This is a genomic window from Clostridium sp. J1101437_171009_A5 (assembly GCF_015547905.1).
Classification (GTDB): Bacteria; Bacillota; Clostridia; order Oscillospirales; family Oscillospiraceae; genus Pseudoflavonifractor_A; species Pseudoflavonifractor_A gallinarum.
Window position 1 is genome coordinate 118324 of record NZ_JADMVY010000007.1, and the last position, 18575, is coordinate 136898.

At 60.1% G+C, this 18575-nt stretch carries 19 protein-coding genes, 1 riboswitch and 1 other annotated feature; of the genes, 3 read left to right on the top strand and 16 right to left on the bottom strand.

The genetic code is table 11. The annotated features are described in order from the left end of the window. Positions 1–135: 135 nt before the first annotated feature. From I2C21_RS11055 to I2C21_RS11080, 6 genes are all read right to left on the bottom strand, one after another. A complete protein-coding gene (locus I2C21_RS11055; protein ID WP_186964136.1) occupies positions 136–1515 on the bottom strand; it encodes an alanine/glycine:cation symporter family protein in 1380 nt (459 codons plus the stop codon). Between the two features lie 236 nt (positions 1516–1751). Continuing rightward, positions 1752–1842, bottom strand: a riboswitch (glycine riboswitch). A 338-nt stretch (positions 1843–2180) separates the two neighbouring features. Further along, positions 2181–3470 carry an O-acetylhomoserine aminocarboxypropyltransferase/cysteine synthase family protein gene (locus I2C21_RS11060; RefSeq protein WP_195279301.1) on the bottom strand — a complete coding sequence of 430 codons (1290 nt, stop codon included), beginning with the start codon at positions 3468–3470 and terminating at the stop codon, positions 2181–2183. Positions 3471–3549: 79 nt separating this feature from the next. Further along, positions 3550–4452: a GerMN domain-containing protein gene (locus I2C21_RS11065; protein ID WP_195279302.1), complete on the bottom strand. Its 903-nt coding sequence runs from the start codon at positions 4450–4452 to the stop codon at positions 3550–3552. Continuing rightward, positions 4449–5918 (bottom strand): sensor histidine kinase, encoded by a 1470-nt coding sequence (locus tag I2C21_RS11070; protein ID WP_195279303.1) that lies wholly within the window; start codon positions 5916–5918, stop codon positions 4449–4451. The genes I2C21_RS11065 and I2C21_RS11070 overlap by 4 nt, the downstream gene beginning before the upstream one ends. A 49-nt stretch (positions 5919–5967) precedes the next feature. Then, on the bottom strand, positions 5968–6651 hold the full coding sequence (locus I2C21_RS11075) for a response regulator transcription factor (protein WP_101691406.1): 684 nt from the start codon (positions 6649–6651) through the stop codon (positions 5968–5970). 14 nt (positions 6652–6665) lie between these two features. Next, positions 6666–7118 carry a ComEA family DNA-binding protein gene (locus I2C21_RS11080; RefSeq protein WP_195279304.1) on the bottom strand — a complete coding sequence of 151 codons (453 nt, stop codon included), beginning with the start codon at positions 7116–7118 and terminating at the stop codon, positions 6666–6668. Positions 7119–7264: 146 nt separating this feature from the next. Between I2C21_RS11080 and I2C21_RS11085 the strand changes: the two genes are divergently transcribed. Further along, complete coding sequence (locus tag I2C21_RS11085; protein ID WP_195279305.1) at positions 7265–8701, top strand: D-alanyl-D-alanine carboxypeptidase family protein; 1437 nt, start codon at positions 7265–7267, stop codon at positions 8699–8701. A gap of 64 nt (positions 8702–8765) precedes the next feature. Here I2C21_RS11085 and I2C21_RS11090 read toward each other — a convergent pair whose 3' ends face one another. From I2C21_RS11090 to I2C21_RS11110, 5 genes are all read right to left on the bottom strand, one after another. Then, positions 8766–9089, bottom strand: a complete 324-nt coding sequence (locus tag I2C21_RS11090) for a helix-turn-helix domain-containing protein (protein ID WP_193537818.1) — start codon at positions 9087–9089, stop codon at positions 8766–8768. 157 nt (positions 9090–9246) lie between these two features. Further along, positions 9247–9966, bottom strand: a complete 720-nt coding sequence (locus I2C21_RS11095; RefSeq protein ID WP_101691410.1) for a sigma-70 family RNA polymerase sigma factor — start codon at positions 9964–9966, stop codon at positions 9247–9249. Further along, positions 9963–10412 carry an anti-sigma F factor gene (gene spoIIAB / locus I2C21_RS11100; RefSeq protein ID WP_101691411.1) on the bottom strand — a complete coding sequence of 150 codons (450 nt, stop codon included), beginning with the start codon at positions 10410–10412 and terminating at the stop codon, positions 9963–9965. The genes I2C21_RS11095 and spoIIAB overlap by 4 nt, the downstream gene beginning before the upstream one ends. Next, complete coding sequence (locus tag I2C21_RS11105) at positions 10390–10758, bottom strand: STAS domain-containing protein (RefSeq protein ID WP_101691412.1); 369 nt, start codon at positions 10756–10758, stop codon at positions 10390–10392. The genes spoIIAB and I2C21_RS11105 overlap by 23 nt, the downstream gene beginning before the upstream one ends. A gap of 122 nt (positions 10759–10880) precedes the next feature. After that, the gene (locus tag I2C21_RS11110) at positions 10881–11123 is read right to left on the bottom strand and encodes a helix-turn-helix domain-containing protein (protein ID WP_186964144.1); all 243 of its coding nucleotides are present in this window, start codon (positions 11121–11123) and stop codon (positions 10881–10883) included. Positions 11124–11337: 214 nt separating this feature from the next. On the opposite strand from I2C21_RS11110, the gene I2C21_RS11115 reads away from it, so the two are divergent. Continuing rightward, positions 11338–11970: a GGDEF domain-containing protein gene (locus I2C21_RS11115; RefSeq protein ID WP_193537827.1), complete on the top strand. Its 633-nt coding sequence runs from the start codon at positions 11338–11340 to the stop codon at positions 11968–11970. 69 nt (positions 11971–12039) lie between these two features. Here the strand turns inward: I2C21_RS11115 and I2C21_RS11120 are convergent, their stop codons facing one another. Together I2C21_RS11120 and I2C21_RS11125 are read right to left on the bottom strand one after the other, a co-directional pair. After that, the gene (locus I2C21_RS11120; RefSeq protein ID WP_186964146.1) at positions 12040–14673 is read right to left on the bottom strand and encodes a valine--tRNA ligase; all 2634 of its coding nucleotides are present in this window, start codon (positions 14671–14673) and stop codon (positions 12040–12042) included. A gap of 29 nt (positions 14674–14702) precedes the next feature. Further along, the gene (locus I2C21_RS11125; RefSeq protein WP_195279306.1) at positions 14703–15218 is read right to left on the bottom strand and encodes a YcxB family protein; all 516 of its coding nucleotides are present in this window, start codon (positions 15216–15218) and stop codon (positions 14703–14705) included. A 43-nt stretch (positions 15219–15261) separates the two neighbouring features. Beyond that, positions 15262–15467: a binding site (T-box leader), on the bottom strand. A 127-nt stretch (positions 15468–15594) separates the two neighbouring features. Between I2C21_RS11125 and I2C21_RS11130 the strand changes: the two genes are divergently transcribed. Next, a complete protein-coding gene (locus I2C21_RS11130; protein ID WP_195279307.1) occupies positions 15595–16419 on the top strand; it encodes a 4Fe-4S dicluster domain-containing protein in 825 nt (274 codons plus the stop codon). A gap of 42 nt (positions 16420–16461) precedes the next feature. Here the strand turns inward: I2C21_RS11130 and I2C21_RS11135 are convergent, their stop codons facing one another. From I2C21_RS11135 to I2C21_RS11145, 3 genes are read right to left on the bottom strand one after another with little or no spacing between them, the layout of a single operon-like run. Continuing rightward, the gene (locus I2C21_RS11135; protein WP_502709457.1) at positions 16462–16743 is read right to left on the bottom strand and encodes a TIGR03905 family TSCPD domain-containing protein; all 282 of its coding nucleotides are present in this window, start codon (positions 16741–16743) and stop codon (positions 16462–16464) included. Positions 16744–16797: 54 nt separating this feature from the next. Next, positions 16798–18081 (bottom strand): DUF4179 domain-containing protein, encoded by a 1284-nt coding sequence (locus I2C21_RS11140; RefSeq protein ID WP_195279309.1) that lies wholly within the window; start codon positions 18079–18081, stop codon positions 16798–16800. Further along, the gene (locus I2C21_RS11145; RefSeq protein ID WP_195279310.1) at positions 18062–18553 is read right to left on the bottom strand and encodes an RNA polymerase sigma factor; all 492 of its coding nucleotides are present in this window, start codon (positions 18551–18553) and stop codon (positions 18062–18064) included. The genes I2C21_RS11140 and I2C21_RS11145 overlap by 20 nt, the downstream gene beginning before the upstream one ends. Positions 18554–18575: the final 22 nt, after the last annotated feature.

Sequence of the window (18575 nt, forward strand, 5' to 3'; positions counted from 1 at the left end):
TCCTTTATCCGTCGACTCGTATGGACCAGTTTCCCCGTTTGTCCACGGATTTATCCACCCGGAAAAGGAGCTCTGTGGAAAAACATACGGCGCGGGATAATTCCCGCGCCGTACAAAAGAGCGATGCATCAGCAATTACTTTTTCAGAACATGCTCCTCTTCCATGCCCTTGGTGATCCGTACCACAACGCCGGACAGGCAGATCAGAGCAATCAGGTTGGGCAGAGCCATCACCGCGTTGAAGAAGTCGGCCAGGTTCCACACCAGGTCCACCTTCAGCAGAGAGCCAACAAAGACACACAGGATCACGATGATGGAGTAGACATTGACCGCCTTCTGACCAAAGAGGTACTTGATGTTCTGCTCGCCGAAGAAGTACCAACCAATGATGGTGGAGAAGGCAAAGAACAGCAGGCAGATGGCCACAAATATGTTGCCGAAACTGCCAAAGACCGTGGAGAACGCGGACTGAGCCAGAGAGGCCGCAGTGCTGTCGTCGCCGATCATGTTGGGGGTAACCACACCGCTGGTGAGGATAACCAGCGCGGTGAGGGTCAGAACGATAAAGGTATCGATGAAGACACAGACGATCGCGATATGGCCCTGATCGCGGGGATCCTTCACCTTGGCCATCGCATGGGCATGGGGAGTGGAGCCGAGGCCGGCCTCATTGGAGAACAGACCGCGGGCTACGCCGTAGCGCATAGCAGTCATCATACCAACGCCGACGCCGCCGCCCAGAACTGCCTGGGGATCAAAGGCGCCCACAAAGATCTGACGGAACACCTCGGGCACAGCCGTGATATGAGCACCGATCACGATCAGGCTGCCCACCAGGTAGAAGATAGCCATAATGGGGACCAGCTTCTCGGTCACAGAGGCGATGCGCTTCACGCCGCCCATAAAGATAAAGCCAGCCAGCACGGCCACGACGACGCCAACCACAGGCTTGGGAACGCCGAAAGCAGTCTCAAAGGAGCTGCTGATGGAGTTGGACTGCACCATGTTGCCCATCAGGCCAAGGGCCAGGATGATGGCAATCGCGAAGAAGCCAGCCAGGAACTTTCCAAAGCCGCCCTGGAAACGGGCGCGGATGTAATACACAGGACCGCCGATGACCTGTCCGTCGGGGCCACGGGTCTTATACTTCTGGGCCAGCACAGCCTCTGCATAGATCGTGGACATACCGAGGAAAGCCGCGACCCAAACCCAGAACACTGCGCCGGGACCGCCCAGCAGGATGGCCGTAGCACAGCCCACCACGTTACCGGTGCCGACCTGAGCCGCCACGGAAGTAGCTGCCGCCTGGAAGGAGCTCATGCCGTCCTTATCGGCCTTTTTACCGGAAAGACTGAATCCTCCGAACATCTCGCGCCAGCCGGCGCCGAATTTGCGGATCTGAATAAAACCGAGCCGAACGGTGAACAGGATGCCGGTAAATACCAGTACATAGAGCAGTACGCTGTTCCAGACAAAATTACTGGCCGCACTTACGATAGCCGCTAATTGATCCATAGATATTCATCCTTTCTCTCCACACGGAATCGTTCCTGATGTCCCCCGGCCACACACCTGCCGGGGTGCCTTGCATCGCGCGCCCTTTCACCCCCTGTTTTTATGGGTTCTCGTCAACATATGCACAGCCGGAACCATGCATACCGCACTCCGAACCATGCTGTCATCAAAAAAGCCGGCCCCTGTGACGGGTCCGGCTTTGCAGAGCGCATTCCAACCAATGACATACTGCCGATGCACTCTACTCTGTCCTTTTGCCTGAGAGATCAGTGCTTACGCACCTTACACCTTCGGCCCCCGTCGCTGAGATTCTCCAGAGTTTGTGCCGCCACTTTGTCCATACACCACGAACACTTCCATTTTTCTGTCTTGTGAAAAATTGAATAAAAGGCGGACAAAAGAAGCGGCCATCTCTATGCACTTTTTTGATGTGCCCCTATCATAGCCCTTTTTTTCGCTTTCGTCAAGCCATAATCTGGAATAGCTAGGATGAAATTCTCATTTCTATGGCTTTTTCCCCAAAAAATACTTGGCAGTTTAGTCATTTCCAACACTCTTCATATGTCTTCGATGTAAAAACATATATAGAATTTCTTCTCCCGGAACAACACAGCAGGGGCGCCGTCTCCAATCGACGGCGCCCCTGCCTTCCGGTTGTGATATTCTTATGCCTTTACCTTGGCCAACGCCGCTTCCAGATCGGCCAGGATATCGTTGATATCCTCAATGCCCACCGAGAAGCGGACCAGATCCGGGGACACCCCGGCCGCATAGAGCTCCTGATCGTTCATCTGCCGGTGGGTGGTGGAGGCCGGATGCAGTACGCAGGTCTTGGCATCGGCCACATGGGTGGCGATGGAGGCCAGATTCAGCCCTGCCATAAAGGTCTCGGCCGCCTCGCGTCCGCCCTTGACGCCAAAGGAGACCACGCCGCACACCCCGTTGGGGAGATACTTCTGGGCCAGCCCGTGATACGGATCGCCCTCCAGGCCGGGATAGCGGACCCACGCCACCTTTTCGTGCTTCTGCAGATACTGGGCCACGGCCAGGGCATTGGCGCAGTGGCGGGGAACCCGCAGGTGGAGCGTCTCCAGTCCCACATTCAGGAGATAGGAGTTCATGGGCGCCGGAACGGAGCCGAAGTCGCGCATGAGCTGAACGGTGGCCTTCGTAATATAGGCCCCTGCCACTCCAAACCGCTCCGTGTAGGTCACGCCGTGGTAGCTCTCGTCCGGCGTGCACAGTCCGGGGAATTTGTCGGGATACCGGGTCCAGTCAAAGGCGCCGGAGTCCACGATGGCTCCGCCCACCGCGTTGGCATGGCCGTCCATATACTTGGTGGTGGAGTGGGTGACAATATCGGCCCCATATTCGAAAGGCCGGCAGTTGATAGGCGTGGCAAAGGTGTTGTCCACGATGAGGGGCACGCCGTGGGCGTGTGCTGCCGCGGCAAACTTCTCAAAATCCAGCACGGCCAGGGCGGGGTTGGCAATCGTCTCGCCGAATACCGCCTTGGTGTTGGGCCGGAAAGCGGCCTCCAGCTCCTCGGGCGTGCAGTCGGGCTCCACAAAGGTAAACTCAATGCCCATGCGCTTCATGGTCACTGCAAACAGATTGTATGTCCCGCCATAGATGGCCGTAGAGGAGACCACATGGTCTCCGCAGGAACAGATGTTGAAGATCGCGTAGAAGTTGGCGGCCTGTCCCGAAGAAGTGAGCATCGCGGCGCTCCCCCCTTCCAGTGCACAGATCTTTGCTGCCACACTGTCATTGGTGGGATTTTGAAGCCGGGTATAGAAGTACCCGCTGGCCTCCAGATCAAACAGCTTTCCCATAGCCTCGCCCGTCTCATAGCGGAAGGTAGTGGACTGAATGATGGGGATATTGCGGGGTTCTCCGTTTCCGGGGCGGTATCCCGCATGGATGCACTGGGTATTGGGACGCTGCTGGCTCATATTGGGTCTTCCTTTCTATGGCGCGGTTGGCTGGCGCAAAGTTGTTTTATATAGTACGCTAGCGTATTGAATTTGTCAACTATTTTTCCAGAGACAGATCCGGCTTAAGGGCCTGATTAAGCCCGTTGGGCAGCTGCGCCGGCTGTCCGTCTGCCCGCAGCTGGACGGTACGCACCGTATCCACATTGCCCGCCATGGTGTTCACAATGGCGTATACCGTCAGGCGCAGCTGCTCCTCATCCTGTGCCAGCGTCTCCAGCACATCGGCGGGGAGGTTCACATAGCAGACCCCATCCTCTACGATCACGCCCAGCAGCTCTGTCTCAGCCGGAAGTACGGGGGTCATCGTGTCATAGCTGGGGCCCTGGATCAGCGCCTCCATCACCACCGCGCTCAGCGTGTCCTCCTCGGTGAGCAGCAGCCGCCGGTATTCCACGCCCAATCCGGTCCCATCGGCCCGGGGGAACCAGAGGGTGGCCGTCATTTCCATGGGCTCTCCCTCCGTCCCCAGAAGGATGACATCCTCAGGGCGCAGATTCTCCCCGGTGGTCAGCGGATTCTGCTCTCCCTCAATGGTCACATGGATGGAATCCACCCCCTCCACCTGACAGAGGGTCAGCGCCAGGCAGTAATTGGCCAGGGTCAGATCAATGCCGGAGAGCCCCTCATAGGCCTCGGAGAAATCCAGATCCAGCTTCCCATCGTTCAGCTCCCAGCTCCGTACCTCCAGTCCCTTGGGGAAGGGGGAGGTCAGCTCCATGGTCTCAGGTCCCGCCAGAAGACGGGCCAGCAATTCCTGGATCAGCGGCTCCTTGCCCTGGGCGTGCCAAAACTCGCCCCCTACTGCCGCCCCGCTCTCGTCATTCTCGGCCACAAAATAGATCTCATATGGATGCTCTGTGTCTTTGCCCTGGCTCTTGCCCATGCCGCAGCCGGCCAGAGTCAGAAGTGCCAGCACGAGAGGCAGCATTCGTTTTCTCATTCCGCTCCCTCCTCTTCTCCGTGCCAGCGAGGAAAGCACACCTCAAAGCAGGTGCCCTCCGGCTCCCGCCGGCGTGCCTCCACCGTGCCGCCGTTCTGAAGCACGGTATCCCGCACGATGGACAGCCCCAGACCGGTTCCGCCGGCCGCCCGGGAGCGCGCCTTATCCACTCGGTAAAAGCGATCAAAAATCTTGGGCAGGTCTTCCTCTGGGATGCCCACTCCCGTGTCCTCCACCCGCAGGACCACCCAGTCGCCGTCCCCCGGGCGCTTTCCCCGGCGCAGCTGCAAACAGACAAAGACACTTCCGCCCGGCAGGTTATACTTGACGGCGTTTTCCATGAGGTTAAAGGCGATCTGATAGAGGTCGTCCTCTGTGGCCAGGACGGTGCAGCCCTCGATCAGATCCATGTGCAGCGATACATTCACCGCCCCGGCCAGGGGCAGGAGCATATGCTCCACCCGGAGCAGCACCTGTTTCACATCCACCGGCCCCACCGCTCTGGGGGGCGCGGTATCCATTCGGGTCAGCGTGAGCAGCTTTTCCGTGATACGGGTCAGCCGCTCGGCCTCATTTCCAATGTCGGTGACAAATTCCCGCACTGTCTCCTCATCCATCCCATCGTTCTGAAGGATGGAGTCGGTCAGCAGACGGATGGAGGCCAGGGGGGTCTTGAGCTCGTGGGAGGCATCCGAGACAAAGCGCCGGCGGACCTCCTCCGTGGTCTGAAGCCGCCCGGTCAGCTCATTGAATTCATCGGCCAGCCGCGTGAGCTCATCCCCACCGCCAATGGTGACCCGATGGCTGTACTCGCCCTCCCGCACGGTGTGGATACCGCTCAGAAGCGCGGCGATCCGCCGGGTCACCGCAGTGGAGAACAGAATGCTGAATCCCAGGCCGGCGGCGCATACCACCAGGGAGATATTGCGCAGATTGCTCTGAAAGTCCAGCAGCATCTCGGCCTGCTCTTTATCGTACTCGTAGAGATAGACGGCCCCCTGGGTCATCCCCCGGTAGAGGATGGGGGCGGCCGCCCGGGTGCGGAAAGCCCCGTCCCGATATTCCGACCGGAACACATCGTTTCCCTTTAAGGCGCTGACCACTTCCCATAAAAGGGCATAGTGGTCCATGGCATTGTCCACCTCACTGGTGTCGTAGAGCACCTTGCCCGCCGGGTCAGTCACCATCACCCGGTCTACGCCGGTGACGCCCAGCTTCGTGAGGTTGGCCTCCACGCCCTCAGCGGTCAGTCCCTCGCCGCCCGCCAGCGTGGAGGTGATGATATCCGCCTGCCGCCAGAGGGAGTCCTGCTTGGACTGAAAAACCAGATTTTGCGAGATCAAAATGGGATAAATATTCAAAAAGATCAGCAGCGCGGCAATGATGGCCCCGTAGCTGAGAATAAATTTACTTTGGAGGGAGCGCCAGAAGGGCACTCGTCTTCCGCTCTGCCAGGGCCGCTCCATCTGCGCCTGCCTCCTTTCCCAAACGCCGCATTCTCTCTGCCGGGCCGGATCAGCTGTTCTTCAGGTAGTAGCCCACGCCCCACTTGGTGAGGATGTAGGCCGGGTGCGCCGGGTCCATCTCCAGCTTTTCCCGCAAGCGCCGGACATGGACATCCACGGTACGGTAATCCCCGGCATACTCATAGCCCCAGACCACATTGAGCAGACTCTCCCGGCTGTATACCCGACCCGGGTTGCGCATCAGCAGCTCCATCAGATCAAACTCTTTCGCCGTGAGCTCCACAGACTCTTTTCCCTTCCAGACCGAACGCTCGTCGGGGTCCAGAGTGATGTGCCCCGCAAAGAGACGGCTTCCCCGCTCCTTCTGGGCCGTCATGCCCGCCCGGCGCAGCAGGGCCCGCACCCGTGCCTTCAGCTCCAGGATATTGAAGGGCTTGGTGATGTAGTCGTCTGCTCCGCATTCAAACCCCATGATCTTGTCGGCGTCCTCGCTGCGGGCTGTCAGCATAATGATGGGGACATTGGAAAACTCCCGAATCCGCATACAGGCCTGAAGCCCGTCGATCTTGGGCATCATCAGGTCCAAAATAATCAGGTCAAAGGCCCCTCCCCGGGCCAGCTCTACCGCACTCTCGCCGTCATAGGCGGTCTCAACCTGATAACCCTCGCTCTGGAGGTTGAATTTCATTCCTTTGACCAGTACCTTTTCGTCATCGACTACCAGTATTTTCAAGTTGTTTCCCTCCTTCATACCGTAATCCCATCGATCAGCCCCGCCAGAATCCCCTCGCCGATCCCCTTGACCCGGGTCAGCTCCTCAACGGTGCGAAAGGGTCCGTTGTTCTGACGGTCCTCCACAATGGCCTGGGCCCGCTTCTCCCCAATGCCCGGAAGGGTCTCCAGTTCCTCTGCGGTGGCGGTATTGATGTTGATCTTCCCGGACGCCGTTTCCGGTGCCTCTTCTTCCGGCTCCGCCGTTGGAGCGGCACTTGGCGCCTCTGTCCCGACTGTCGGAGCCGTGCTGGGCACTTCCTGCTCCTGCGCAGCGGTTGGAATGGTTACCACCGCCGCGCTGCTCCGTTCCACCTCGACCCGTACCGGCGGCGCGTCGAGCGCGCCCCTTGCCAGCCACCCCGCAGAAAAGGCCAGAAAGACGGCGGTCAGAAACAGCACCGCCCCCTCCAGACGCGAAATCCGCATGGTTCTTTTGGCTCCTTTCCGTTGCGTGTGCGACACTTTTTTGCTATAATGATGGTTACATAATCTCATTTCGTTCGGCCCCATCTCTGGTGCCGGATGTTCTTATATACATTTATTGAGTATATCACAATTGCAAGGAGTTTCCTATGAAAAAAAATCGTCTCGCATCCTTCCTCCTGCTGGCCGGTCTGTTGGCCGGTCTGGTATTTCCGCTCTCCGCCGGGGCCACGGAGACCCAGCCGGTCCAGACACCCGCTCCTTCCGCCGCCCCCTCCTCCGTTCCCCAGCAGCAGAGTGCACTCCTCGCCTCCATGCACATCGAAGGCACCGCCGCGCTGCTGGTGGACGATGACACGGGCGAGGTGCTCTATGAGCAGAACGCCCACGGCAAGGTTTACCCCGCTTCCATCACCAAGGTGATGACCTGCCTGCTCACCCTGGAATCCATCGCCCGGGGCGAACATCAGCTGGATGAGGTGGTCACTGTCGGTGACCAGGTCAATTACGGCATTGGCGCCGACGGCTCCACCGCCGGCATCAAGGCGGGAGAGCAGCTCACCATCCACGATCTGCTGGGCGCCGCCCTCATCCCCTCCGCCAACGAGGCCTGCAATGCCATGGCACAGCTGGTGGCCGGGGATGTGGAGAAGTTTGTGGATCTGATGAACCAGCGCGCACAGGAACTGGGCATGAACGACACCCATTTTGCCAACCCCCACGGCTATCATGATCCCGACCATTACACCTCTGCCTACGACATCTACCTCATGGCCCACGAGGCTATGAAGGACCCCACCTTCCGGGAACTGGTCAGCTCGGTAGACTACAAGATCCCCGCCACCAACCTCAGCAAAGCCCGTACCCTCCACTCCACCAACGGCCTGGTCTCCACCTGGCGGGTGCGGGATTACTGGTATGAGTATGCCACCGGCATCAAGACCGGCTCTACCCCGGAGGCGGGACACTGTCTGGTCTCCTCCGCCACCAAAAATGACCGCAACCTCATCGCTGTGGTGATGGGTGCGGCCAACTATACCGAGAACAAGGACGTCAACTATTTTACCGAGAGCAAGCGTCTGCTGGAGTTTGGTTTCAACAACTTCTCCCGCCAGACCATTCTGGATGGCAGCAGTCTGGACTTTCCCGAGGTGTCGGTCACTCTCTCCAAGACTGATTATGTGACCGTCCGGCCTGCCGGTTCCCTGTCGGCCACTCTGCCCAACGACATTGATCCCGCCGCCTTCCAGCGTGAGCTGGACCTGCCCGAGAGTGTGGAGGCCCCCGTTGAGGAAGGTCAGGTCCTGGGTACCGTGACCCTCACCTACAATGGTCAGGAGTACGGTAAAGTGGATCTGGTGGCCAACAGCTCTGTGGAGCGCTCCGAGCTCCTCTACCGGCTGGATCGGATCCAGAAATTCTTTGACCAGCTCTGGGTCCGCATCGTCCTGGTCGTGCTGGCTGTACTGCTGGTCTTCCTCTTCCTCCGTCATCTGATTACCGGCCGCAAGCGTTCCCGTTACGGCGGAAGCCGTGCCCGGGGCGGCCGTGGTTCTTCCCGTTATTCCGGCCGCAGACGGCGCTGAGCAAAGGCCCGTCCCCACTTAAATCCGTGGGGACGGGCCTTTTTATTTTGATATCCGTCCTCTGCTAGACAGGGGACGTCCTCTCTTTTGCGTGCGTGGTCCGCAACTCGTTGACGATGAGCGCAATTGCCTCGATCTGTGTATCCGTCAATCCGTCCACATTGATCGTGCGCTTTCCGGATGCCCCCAAAAGGTAATCCGTGCTGACTCCGAAGATCCGCGCCATGCGGATCAACACGTCATACGGAGGTAAATGCACACTGTTTTCATAAGAACTCACGACAGATTTGGAAACACCCAGCTGTTTTGCCAGTGCAATCTGTGACATTCCACGCTGTCCGCGCAGATGTTTGATCTTGGCTCCTATTTCAGGCAGGTACACATCCATCCCCCCTTATTCCTGTTATCTTTGACCATTGTATCGAATTCATGGACACGATAGCTGGAATAAATCCTGAAATACTTGACTCCACTTTTCAGACTGGGTATAATGGCTTCATCCTGCACCACTCTGGACTGTCCGCCGTCCACAGACGGACTTCATTTCAGCTCTGGCCGTCTGTCATCGCCCGCCGCAGCTGTTCCACCGCTCTCTTTTCGATCCGGGAGACCTGGACCTGGGACACCCCGAGCACCTGGGCGGTACGGTCCTGGGTGAAGGAGCGAAAATAGCGCAGAAGGATCACCTTCCGTTCCCGCTCGGGCAGGCAGCGGATGGCTTCCCGCAGCGTCTCGCGCTCCACCACCTCCTCTTCAAATCCCGCGCCCCCCACCAGGCTCTCCAGCGTCAGGCCGTCTCCCGTCTCCATCTGGAGGGAGGCCACCGGCTGATTGGCCTCTTCTGCGGCGGCGATCTCTTCCGGCTCCAGTCCGGTCTCCTCCGCCAGCTCAGAGAGGGTGGGCTCCCGCCCCAGGGCAGCCGAGAGCCTGTCCCGGGCCTGGCGGACGCTTCCTCCCCGCTCCTTGAGTCCACGGCTGACCTTGAGGGTCCCGTCATCCCGGAGAAAACGCCGGATCTCTCCGGTGATCTTTGGCACGGCATAGGTGGAGAACTGGCAGCCAAAGGCCGGGTCAAATCCCCGCACCGCCTTTAAAAATCCCAGGCACCCCAGTTGGTATAGGTCCTCCGGGTCCACGCCCCGCCCGTAATAGCGGCGCACGATCCCCCAGATCAATCCGGCATTTCCCTCCAGGATGCGGGCACAGGCGTCGTTATCCCCCCTCCTTGCCTCCTCCAGCAGTTCAGGGGTATCGGCCACACTCATACCGGCAGGCCCACGCGGCGCGCAATCTGCTTTGAGAGCACCACCGTTGTTCCTTTCCCCGGGGTGGAGCGCACCCGTACCCGGTCCATAAAGCTCTCCATAATGGTAAAGCCCATGCCGGAGCGCTCTTCATTTCCGGTGGTGTAGAGAGGCTCTCTGGCCCGGTCCACATCCTCAATGCCGACGCCATTGTCCTTCACCAGGATCTCCACCGTCTGATCTCCAAACAGGCGCAGGCGCAGTGTGATCTTTCCCAGTGTCTGCGGGTAGGCATGCACAATGGCGTTGGTGACCGCCTCGCTGACAGCGGTCTTGACATCATTCACCTCATCCAGCGTGGGATCCAGCTGGGCCACAAAACAGGCCGCAGCCGTACGGGCAAAGCCCTCGTTGGCCGAGCGGCTGAGGAAGGTCATTACGACCTCATTTACCGGTTTTTGTCTCATATGTATCCCTCCCGGGGCGGGGATTTTTCCCGCCCGTCTCTGATTCAAAGGTCATCAGGCGCTCCAGTCCGGCGGTTTTGAGTACCTTCCACGCCTGCTCCGGCACCCCTGTCACCCGCACCGCCGCGCCGATCTCCGACGCCCGGCGATAGGCGCGCAGCAAAACCGCAATGCCGGAGCTATCCATAAAGGTCACTCCGGACAGATCCAGGATCAGTTGACGGGGCAGGGCGGCTCCCACCGCCTGCTCCATCTCGGTCATGATGGTCCTGGCATGGTGGTGGTCCACCTCCCCGGTCACGTTCACCGTCAGTACGCGGCCTTCGCCCGTACAGATTACTGCCATAGCTTGTCCCTCCCCGGGAGGCCCGCGCCTCCTTGCCATAAAAAATGCTGTATACCAATTTTTGGTATACAGCGATTATATCTCATTCCGCCGCCGGAATTCGTCGAAGAGAGCACGAAAAGTCAATTCTGGCGATAGACCAACAGTTCTTCCACCTTGCAGTCCAACACGAAGCACAGCCTTGCCAGAATATCCGCGTCGATCTTCTCCACTTCATTTTTATACCATTTGTCGATGACTTCATAGCGGGTATTGACCAGACGGGCCAGATGATTGCGGGTCAGCCCCCGCTCCTCCATCCGCTCCCGCAAACACAGTTCCACCCGCCCGTATGCTCTGACCCACGTCACACTTCGCTCCTCCATAGCATCCCCCCAAACTATACTACAGGCATCCCCCTCTTTCTAACATATCCATATCTCTCGTTACTATGTGTATCGTTACTATTCACATCCGCAATTTTGTGGCATGATAGGTTCAAATCATCCGCACTTATCCCCTTCCGCCACATCCATTCCCTTTGGCAGGTTCCGGCCCTGCCTCTCTTTGTCATGCCTCCCCGGAAGAAAGGGTATCCATATGAAGCTTCTGATCTGTCTTCTTGTGCTCTTATCCCTCCTCTTTTTCCTGATCCTTCTGCTGGTCCTGAGGCGGCTGTACCATCTGCATCTGGAATGCCTGCGCTTGCAGATGGTGCTGGCCCAGCAGGATGATTACCGGACCCAGGCGCTGACCGATGTGCTCACCGGTCTTCCCAACCGTCGTTCTCTGCGCAACCTGCTCTCCGCGCTGTCCGGGTCCGGGCGGCCGGTCTGCGCCGTCACGCTGGATCTCAACGGGCTCAAGGAAATCAATGACTTACAGGGTCATGTGGCGGGGGACCATCTGCTCCGTCAGATGGCACAGTGCCTGCGCCACGCCTGCCCCTCCAATGTGCATGCCTTCCGGGTGGGGGGCGACGAATTTGTCCTGATCGGAGCCGATCTCTCGCAGGATCAGTCCAAGCGGTTTGTGGAGCATCTGCGCAGCCAGCTCTCCCACGCTGGCTTGGATGCCGCTCTGGGTTGGACATGGGGCACTGCGGACGCACTGGAAAACCTTCACGGTCTGCTGACCGAGAGTGACCGGCAGATGTATTTCCAGAAGCGTCGGATCCACAGGCGGTTTTCCTGGGCTTCCGGGCAATCGGCCGACCAGGCCCGTTCGGTCTGAATCCAGATTCTCTCTTCTGAAGCAACAAGCCCCGCCGCGGATAACCGCGGCGGGGCCTGTTCTCTTTTCTTACATGCTCTGGAGCTGCTCCTCCAGCTTTTCGATCAGGGCGCGCAGCTTTTCAGCCCGCTCCCGCTCGGCCTCCACCACGTTGGCGGGGGCCTTGCTCACAAAGCCGGGGTTCTGGAGCTTGCCCTCCAGACCGGAGAGCATCTTGCGATTCTTGTCCAGCTCCTTCTGGACCCGGGCCTTCTCCTTCTCCAGATCCACCAGCTCACCCAGGGGGATGGAGATCTGAGCCACATGGGTGGCGATGACCACCTGTCCGGCCTCCTGCCGGGCCTCGGCGGCGGGCACCACTTCCACCTCGCTGGCGGAGGCCAGGCGCTTGAGGAAGGGGATTCCCGCCTCAAAGACAGCCTGCTCCTGGGTGGCCACGGTCAGATGAGCCTTCTTGGAGGGGGGCACGTTCATCTCGGCGCGGCGGGTACGCACGGCGCGGATGGCGTCCATGATGAGCTCCATGGCCTTCTCCTCCTGGGGGAAGGAGAGCTCGGCATGGTACTCCGGCCACTGCTGGAGCATCAGATAGTCGCCCTGGTGGGGCAGCGCCTGCCAGATCTCCTCGGTGATATAGGGCATGAAGGGGTGCAGGAGCTTGAGGGTCTCGGTGAGCACATAGCACAGCACCTGCTGGGCGTTGCGCTTGGCCTCCTCGTCCTCGCCCTGGAGGCGGGCCTTGGTCAGCTCGATATACCAGTCGCAGTAGGAGTCCCAGATAAAGTCATAGACCTTCTGGGCTGCCACGCCCAGCTCGAACTTCTCCATGTTCTCGGTGACCTCGGGGATGACGCTGTTGAGCTTGGAGAGGATCCATTTGTCCTCCATCTCCAGGTGCTCGGGCAGGCGGCACTCCTCAATGGTCAGGTTCATCATCAGGAAGCGGCTGGCGTTCCAGATCTTGTTGGCAAAGTTGCGCATGGCCTCACACCGCTCGGTGTAGAAGCGCATGTCGTTTCCGGGGGAGTTGCCGGTGACCAGGTTGAAGCGCAGGGCATCGGCGCCGTACTGGTTGGCCATCTCCAGGGGATCGATACCGTTGCCCAGGGACTTGGACATCTTGCGGCCCTTGTCGTCCCGGACCAGGCCGTGGATGAATACGGTGTGGAAGGGGGGCTTCCCGGTATGCTCACAGGCCGAGAAGATCATCCGGGCCACCCAGAAGAAGATGATGTCGTAGCCGGTGACCAGCACGTCGGTGGGGAAGAAATACTTGAAGTCCTCGCTGTTCTCGTCGGGCCAGCCCAGGGTGGAGAAGGGCCACAGGGCGGAGGAGAACCAGGTGTCCAGCACGTCCTCCTCCTGCTTGATGTTCTTGGAGTGGCAGTGCTCGCACTCGGTGGGGTCCTCCTCGGACACGGTGATATGGCCGCACTCCTGACAGGTCCAGGCGGGGATCTGGTGGCCCCACCACAGCTGGCGGGAGATGCACCAGTCATGGACGTTCTCCATCCAGTTGGTGTAGGTCTTGGAGAAGCGGTCGGGGACAAACTTGACCTCTCCGTCGTTGACCACCCGCAGGGCCTCCTTGGCCAGAGGCTCCATCTTCACGAACCACTGGGCGGAGATCAGGGGCTCCACGTCGCTGTGGCAGCGGTAGCAGGTGCCCACGTTGTGCTGGTGGGGCTCCACCTTCACCAGCCAGCCGCCCTCCTCCAGGTCATGGACGATGGCCTTGCGGGCCTCATAGCGGTCCATGCCGGAGTAACGGCCGTAGCCCTCCACCACCTTGCCGTTGTCGTCCAGCACCCGGATGGTCTCCAGGTTCTGCCGCAGGCCGACCTCGAAGTCGTTGGGGTCATGGGCGGGGGTCATCTTCACGCAGCCGGTGCCGAACTCCATGTCCACATACTCGTCGGCCACAATGGGCATCTCCCGGCCCACCAGGGGCAGGATGCACTTCTTGCCCACGATGTCCTTGTAGCGCTCGTCGTTGGGGTTGACGGCCACGCCGGTGTCGCCCAGCATGGTCTCGGGCCGGGTGGTGGCCACGATGACATAGCGGCCCTCCTCCCCCTGGATGGGGTAGCGGATGTGCCAGAAGGAGCCCGGCTTATCCTGGTACTCTACCTCGGCGTCGGAGAGAGCAGTGACGCAGTTGGGGCACCAGTTGATGATGCGGGAGCCCTTGTAGATGAGGCCCTTCTTGTAGAGGGAGACAAACACATGGCGGACGGCCTTGGACAGGCCCTCATCCATGGTGAAGCGGGCCCGGTCCCAGTCGCAGGAGGCGCCCAGCTTCTTCTGCTGCTCCACGATGCGGTTGCCGTACTTGTTCTTCCAGTCCCACACCCGCTCCAGGAACTTCTCCCGGCCCAGGTCATAACGGCTCAGGCCCTCGTTCTTGCGCAGCTCCTCCTCCACCTTGATCTGGGTGGCGATGCCGGCGTGGTCGGTGCCGGGGACCCACAGAGCGGCATAGCCCTGCATCCGCTTGAAGCGGATCAGGATATCCTGGAGGGTGGAGTCCATGGCGTGACCCATGTGGAGCTGGCCGGTGACGTTGGGGGGCGGCATGACAATGGTGAAGGGCTTCTTGTCGGGATCCCGATGGCCCTTGAAGCAGCCGTTTTTCTCCCACATCTCATAGACGCGGCTCTCCACCTCCTGGGGTTCATAGACCTTGGGAAGTTCTTTCTTCATACTGAAAACACTCCTGTTCTTGTGTGAACTTACATTTTGGTGACGGGAAGGCCCGTCTTGTCCCGCAGAAGGGTGCGCAGCTCCTCCGGCGTGCCGGCGGTGATGCCCCTCTTGTCAAAGACCTGGGCGTGGCGGTCGCTGAGGGCCAGAACAATAAAATTCTCCCCCTCGGCGATGGCCCGGATGCTCTCATAGCTCCAGCGGGTCTCGGCATTTTGGATGGTGGTCGTATAGTCGTACTCGGTAAAGACAGTCTCGGTATCCCGTGCGCCAGGCAGAACCTTACGTCCGGCCAAAAAGCCATTGACTCGGTCCTCTGTAAGGAGGATGAGCAGCAGCACCACGGCCACCCCCAGGTCCAGCCATGCCTTCCATCCGGGATTGAGGATCAGATCTCCTGCCCCAAACAGAAAGGCCAGGACCATCAGCACCACACCCACAATCCGGCTGCGGCGGCTCTTCTTGCGGCGCACCGTCTTACGCAGGCCCCGGGCCATCGCGGTCAGCGCATCCCTATCATAGTGTGTTCGGATCTTGATTTCCATACCGCGTCTCTCCTTTTACAAGAAAAAACGCCCTGAGCCAATGGCTCAGGGCGAACGAAGTCCGTGGTACCACCTGAATTTCCCGTATGGGACACTCATTTCCTCGATAACGGGAGGGACCGCCGCCGCTTACTCCATTCTGCGGCAGACTCCGGGACGACCTTCCCCGCGCTCCTCGGAAGCCTCGCACCAAAACGGCTTCTCTCTGCATCCGGAACAACGGGTACTCCTTCCCATCGTCGCTTTTGTCTTGATAACGCCTTTTAGTATATGAAATCCCCCGCAAAATGTCAAGAGAAAGTCCCGGTTTTCTCCTCTTGACCCACTTTTGCCGGCGTAGTACACTGGTGTTAATCACCGGAAAGGAGGAGCCGCTATGGAAGAGCATCCCATCGGCACAGTCCGTGCCGTCTATTTCAGCGCCACCGGCACCACCCGGACCGTCGCCCTCACCCTGGCCCGTACCCTGGCGGAGGAGCTCTCCGCCCCTCTGGAGGAGTATGATTTCACCCTCCCCGCCGCCCGCACTGCACCGCCGCCCGTCCAGGCAGGGGATCTCGTAGTGGCGGGCCTCCCGGTCTATGCCGGACGGCTGCCCAACGTCCTGCTCCCCTATCTGGAGACCTGGGAGGGGGCGGGCGCCCTGGCCCTGCCTCTGGTTCTCTTCGGCAACCGGAATTTTGACGATGCCCTCATCGAGCTGCGAGACCTGCTCATCCGGCGGGGCTTCCGCCCCTTTGCGGCGGCCGCTTTCGTCGGGGAGCACGCCTTTTCCACCACCCTGGCGGCCGGCCGACCAGACCAGGCTGACCTGGACACCGCCCGCGCCTTTGCCCGCCGGGCGGCCGACAAGCTCCGTGCAGGCCCGGTGGAGGAGCCGGTAGCCGTGGCGGGCCGGACCCCCATCGGCCCCTACTACCAGCCCCGGGACCGCTCCGGTGCACCCATCGACATCCGTAAGGTGCGCTCCAAGGTGGGCGCGCAGTGCGACCAGTGTGGGCTGTGCGCCAAACTCTGTCCCATGGGCTCCATCGATCCCCGGGATGTGCGCTCCTATACCGGCATCTGCATCAAATGCGGCGCCTGCATCAAGGGCTGTCCCCGGCAGGCCCGCTATTATGACGATCCGGGCTACCTCTACCATAAGGAGGAGCTGGAGCTGGGATATGCCCGTCCCGCCTCCATCTCGCTCTTTCTCTGAGACAAAAAACGCACCCTCCAGGGTGCGTTTTTTGTCTTCCGATTACGCCTTTGCCGTGGCCTGGCGCAGGGCACGGGCCAGCTGATCCGGGCAGGATGTGAGTTTCCCGCCGCACCGGATGCCGGAGAGGCGGTCGATGACCTCCTCCACCTTCATCCCAGCCACCAGGCTGGAAATCCCCTGCAGATTGCCGTTGCAGCCTCCCAGCACCTGAAGGGAACGGACCACGCCGTCCTCCACATCAATGAGCATCCGCTGAGAGCAGACGCCCTGGGTCTGATAGTCGATTACCATGCGTTTCTCTTCCTCCTTGGGGTACGGAATCGTTCGCAGGGTATCATATCACATCCCACAGCAAAAGGCAATGTGCCGCCCCCCTCATGGCGCAGACGAGACCTGGGACACTGCGGTGGCTCCATTCTTCTGCTCCTGCACCGCGCCCTGCCGTTCTTCTCTCGCCGTCCAGTAGGCGGTATTCTGGAACCGGTCCGGTTCAAATCGGAAGTACACCATATGTCCCACGCCTCCGTCCGCCCGCTCCTCCGGCGGGTCATTGTCCCCCACGAACACAAGATCGGCGACTTCCAGCGGATCGATGGGACTCTCCCAAAAGACACGGGTAGGATGGACGGCCAGGAGCGTGTTCTTCTCCTGGCTGTTCTCGTCCCGATAAATTTGAATGGTATAGTTCGGGTCAAAATGACCAGCGACTCGGGTCCCGTCCCACAGTCTGGCATAGATCCCCCAGTCGGTCTCCTGCTCTCTCTGGGCATCCAGCTGTGCCAAATACCCCTCATCGTCCGGCAGGATCAGATCCATGGTCATGGATAGGGGCGACAGCGTCAGGTTTTCCAGCAGGACCGGACACACGCCCCCCAGGTTGACCATGGAGCGCCCGGTAAAAACATGGCTCTCGATCCGGCTTCCCTCCAGCGGGATGGTGAGATCAAAGTGGAACCCGGACAGTATCTCATCTGTCCATCCGCCCTCGGACGTGTTGTACCCCCTCAGGCTGTCTTCGACGCTGTCTCCATTTCCTCCGGTCGTCAGGCAAAGATAGTTTGCCTCCGGCGTAAACGTCCCTCCGGACCGTGTGATGGTGCACACCAATGGAAGGCGGTTGTCCAGGGGATCCGCATCCGGGAGGGAGCGGCATCCCCCGCTCACCGCGCTCCACTGGTCGACATATTGGGTGTGGGCCTCATCCGCATAGAACCCCCACTCCACCGGCAGCCAGTAGTCTGCCCTTTGCCCCTGCTCCGGGAGCGCAGGCAGGCCTATTCCCTCCGGCGCGGCCAGCTCCAGAAAGACATACAGGGTCTGCTCATCCATGAGCACCTCTTCCACGGTCAGCGTAACGCCGGTACCGTTGGGGTCCTCATAGACCTGATGGATGGACCGCGGGGCGACCTGTTTGGCCTGCTCCGCGGTCTCGGTTCCAAAAAAGGCCCGGAACTGCGGCGATACCTGGACCAGCGAGACCGCCCCCGCCGCTCCCACCAACAGAGAGCAGACCGCCACAAGGGCTACGATCCCACGCTGGATATTCCGGGGGCGCCCCTTTTTCCGGTTTTCCATACCGGTCCCCAGCCGCTCCTTGAGCTGCTCTTTTTCTTCTTCCGAAAAGGCATATCGCTCCAATTCACTGCGCAGATGGTTCATAGCCGTCCTCCTCCAGTTTCTGCTTCAGCCGCCTCGCCCGGGAAAGGCGCATCCGCACCGCATCCGTTCCGATCCCCAGCAGCGCGGCGATCTCCTGTGCATCATAGCCCATGTAATAGCGCAGCAGCAGTACCTCCCGGTCCCGGTCCGGCAAATGCCGCAGTTCCTCCAGGAGCCCATCCGGCTCCGGCTCGGGTGCAACGGGGTCGGCTACGCACTCCATCCCCACCACATTTCTTCTCCAAAAGCTACGGCGCAGATTTTTGCAGGTGTTGATGGTCACACGCACGATCCAGGCCCGTTCCGCCTCCGGAGCCGGAAAGGTGCCGGTGTACTCCAGCCGCTTGAGGAGGACCGTCTGGCAGATGTCCTGCGCGTCGTGGCTGGAACGCACCCAGCTCAAGGAGAGCCGCAGGATCAGATCGGAATAGGTCTCCACCAGCCGCTCCGCCTCGTCGGGACACGCTTTCATTCACTCACTTCCCTTCCCTCGG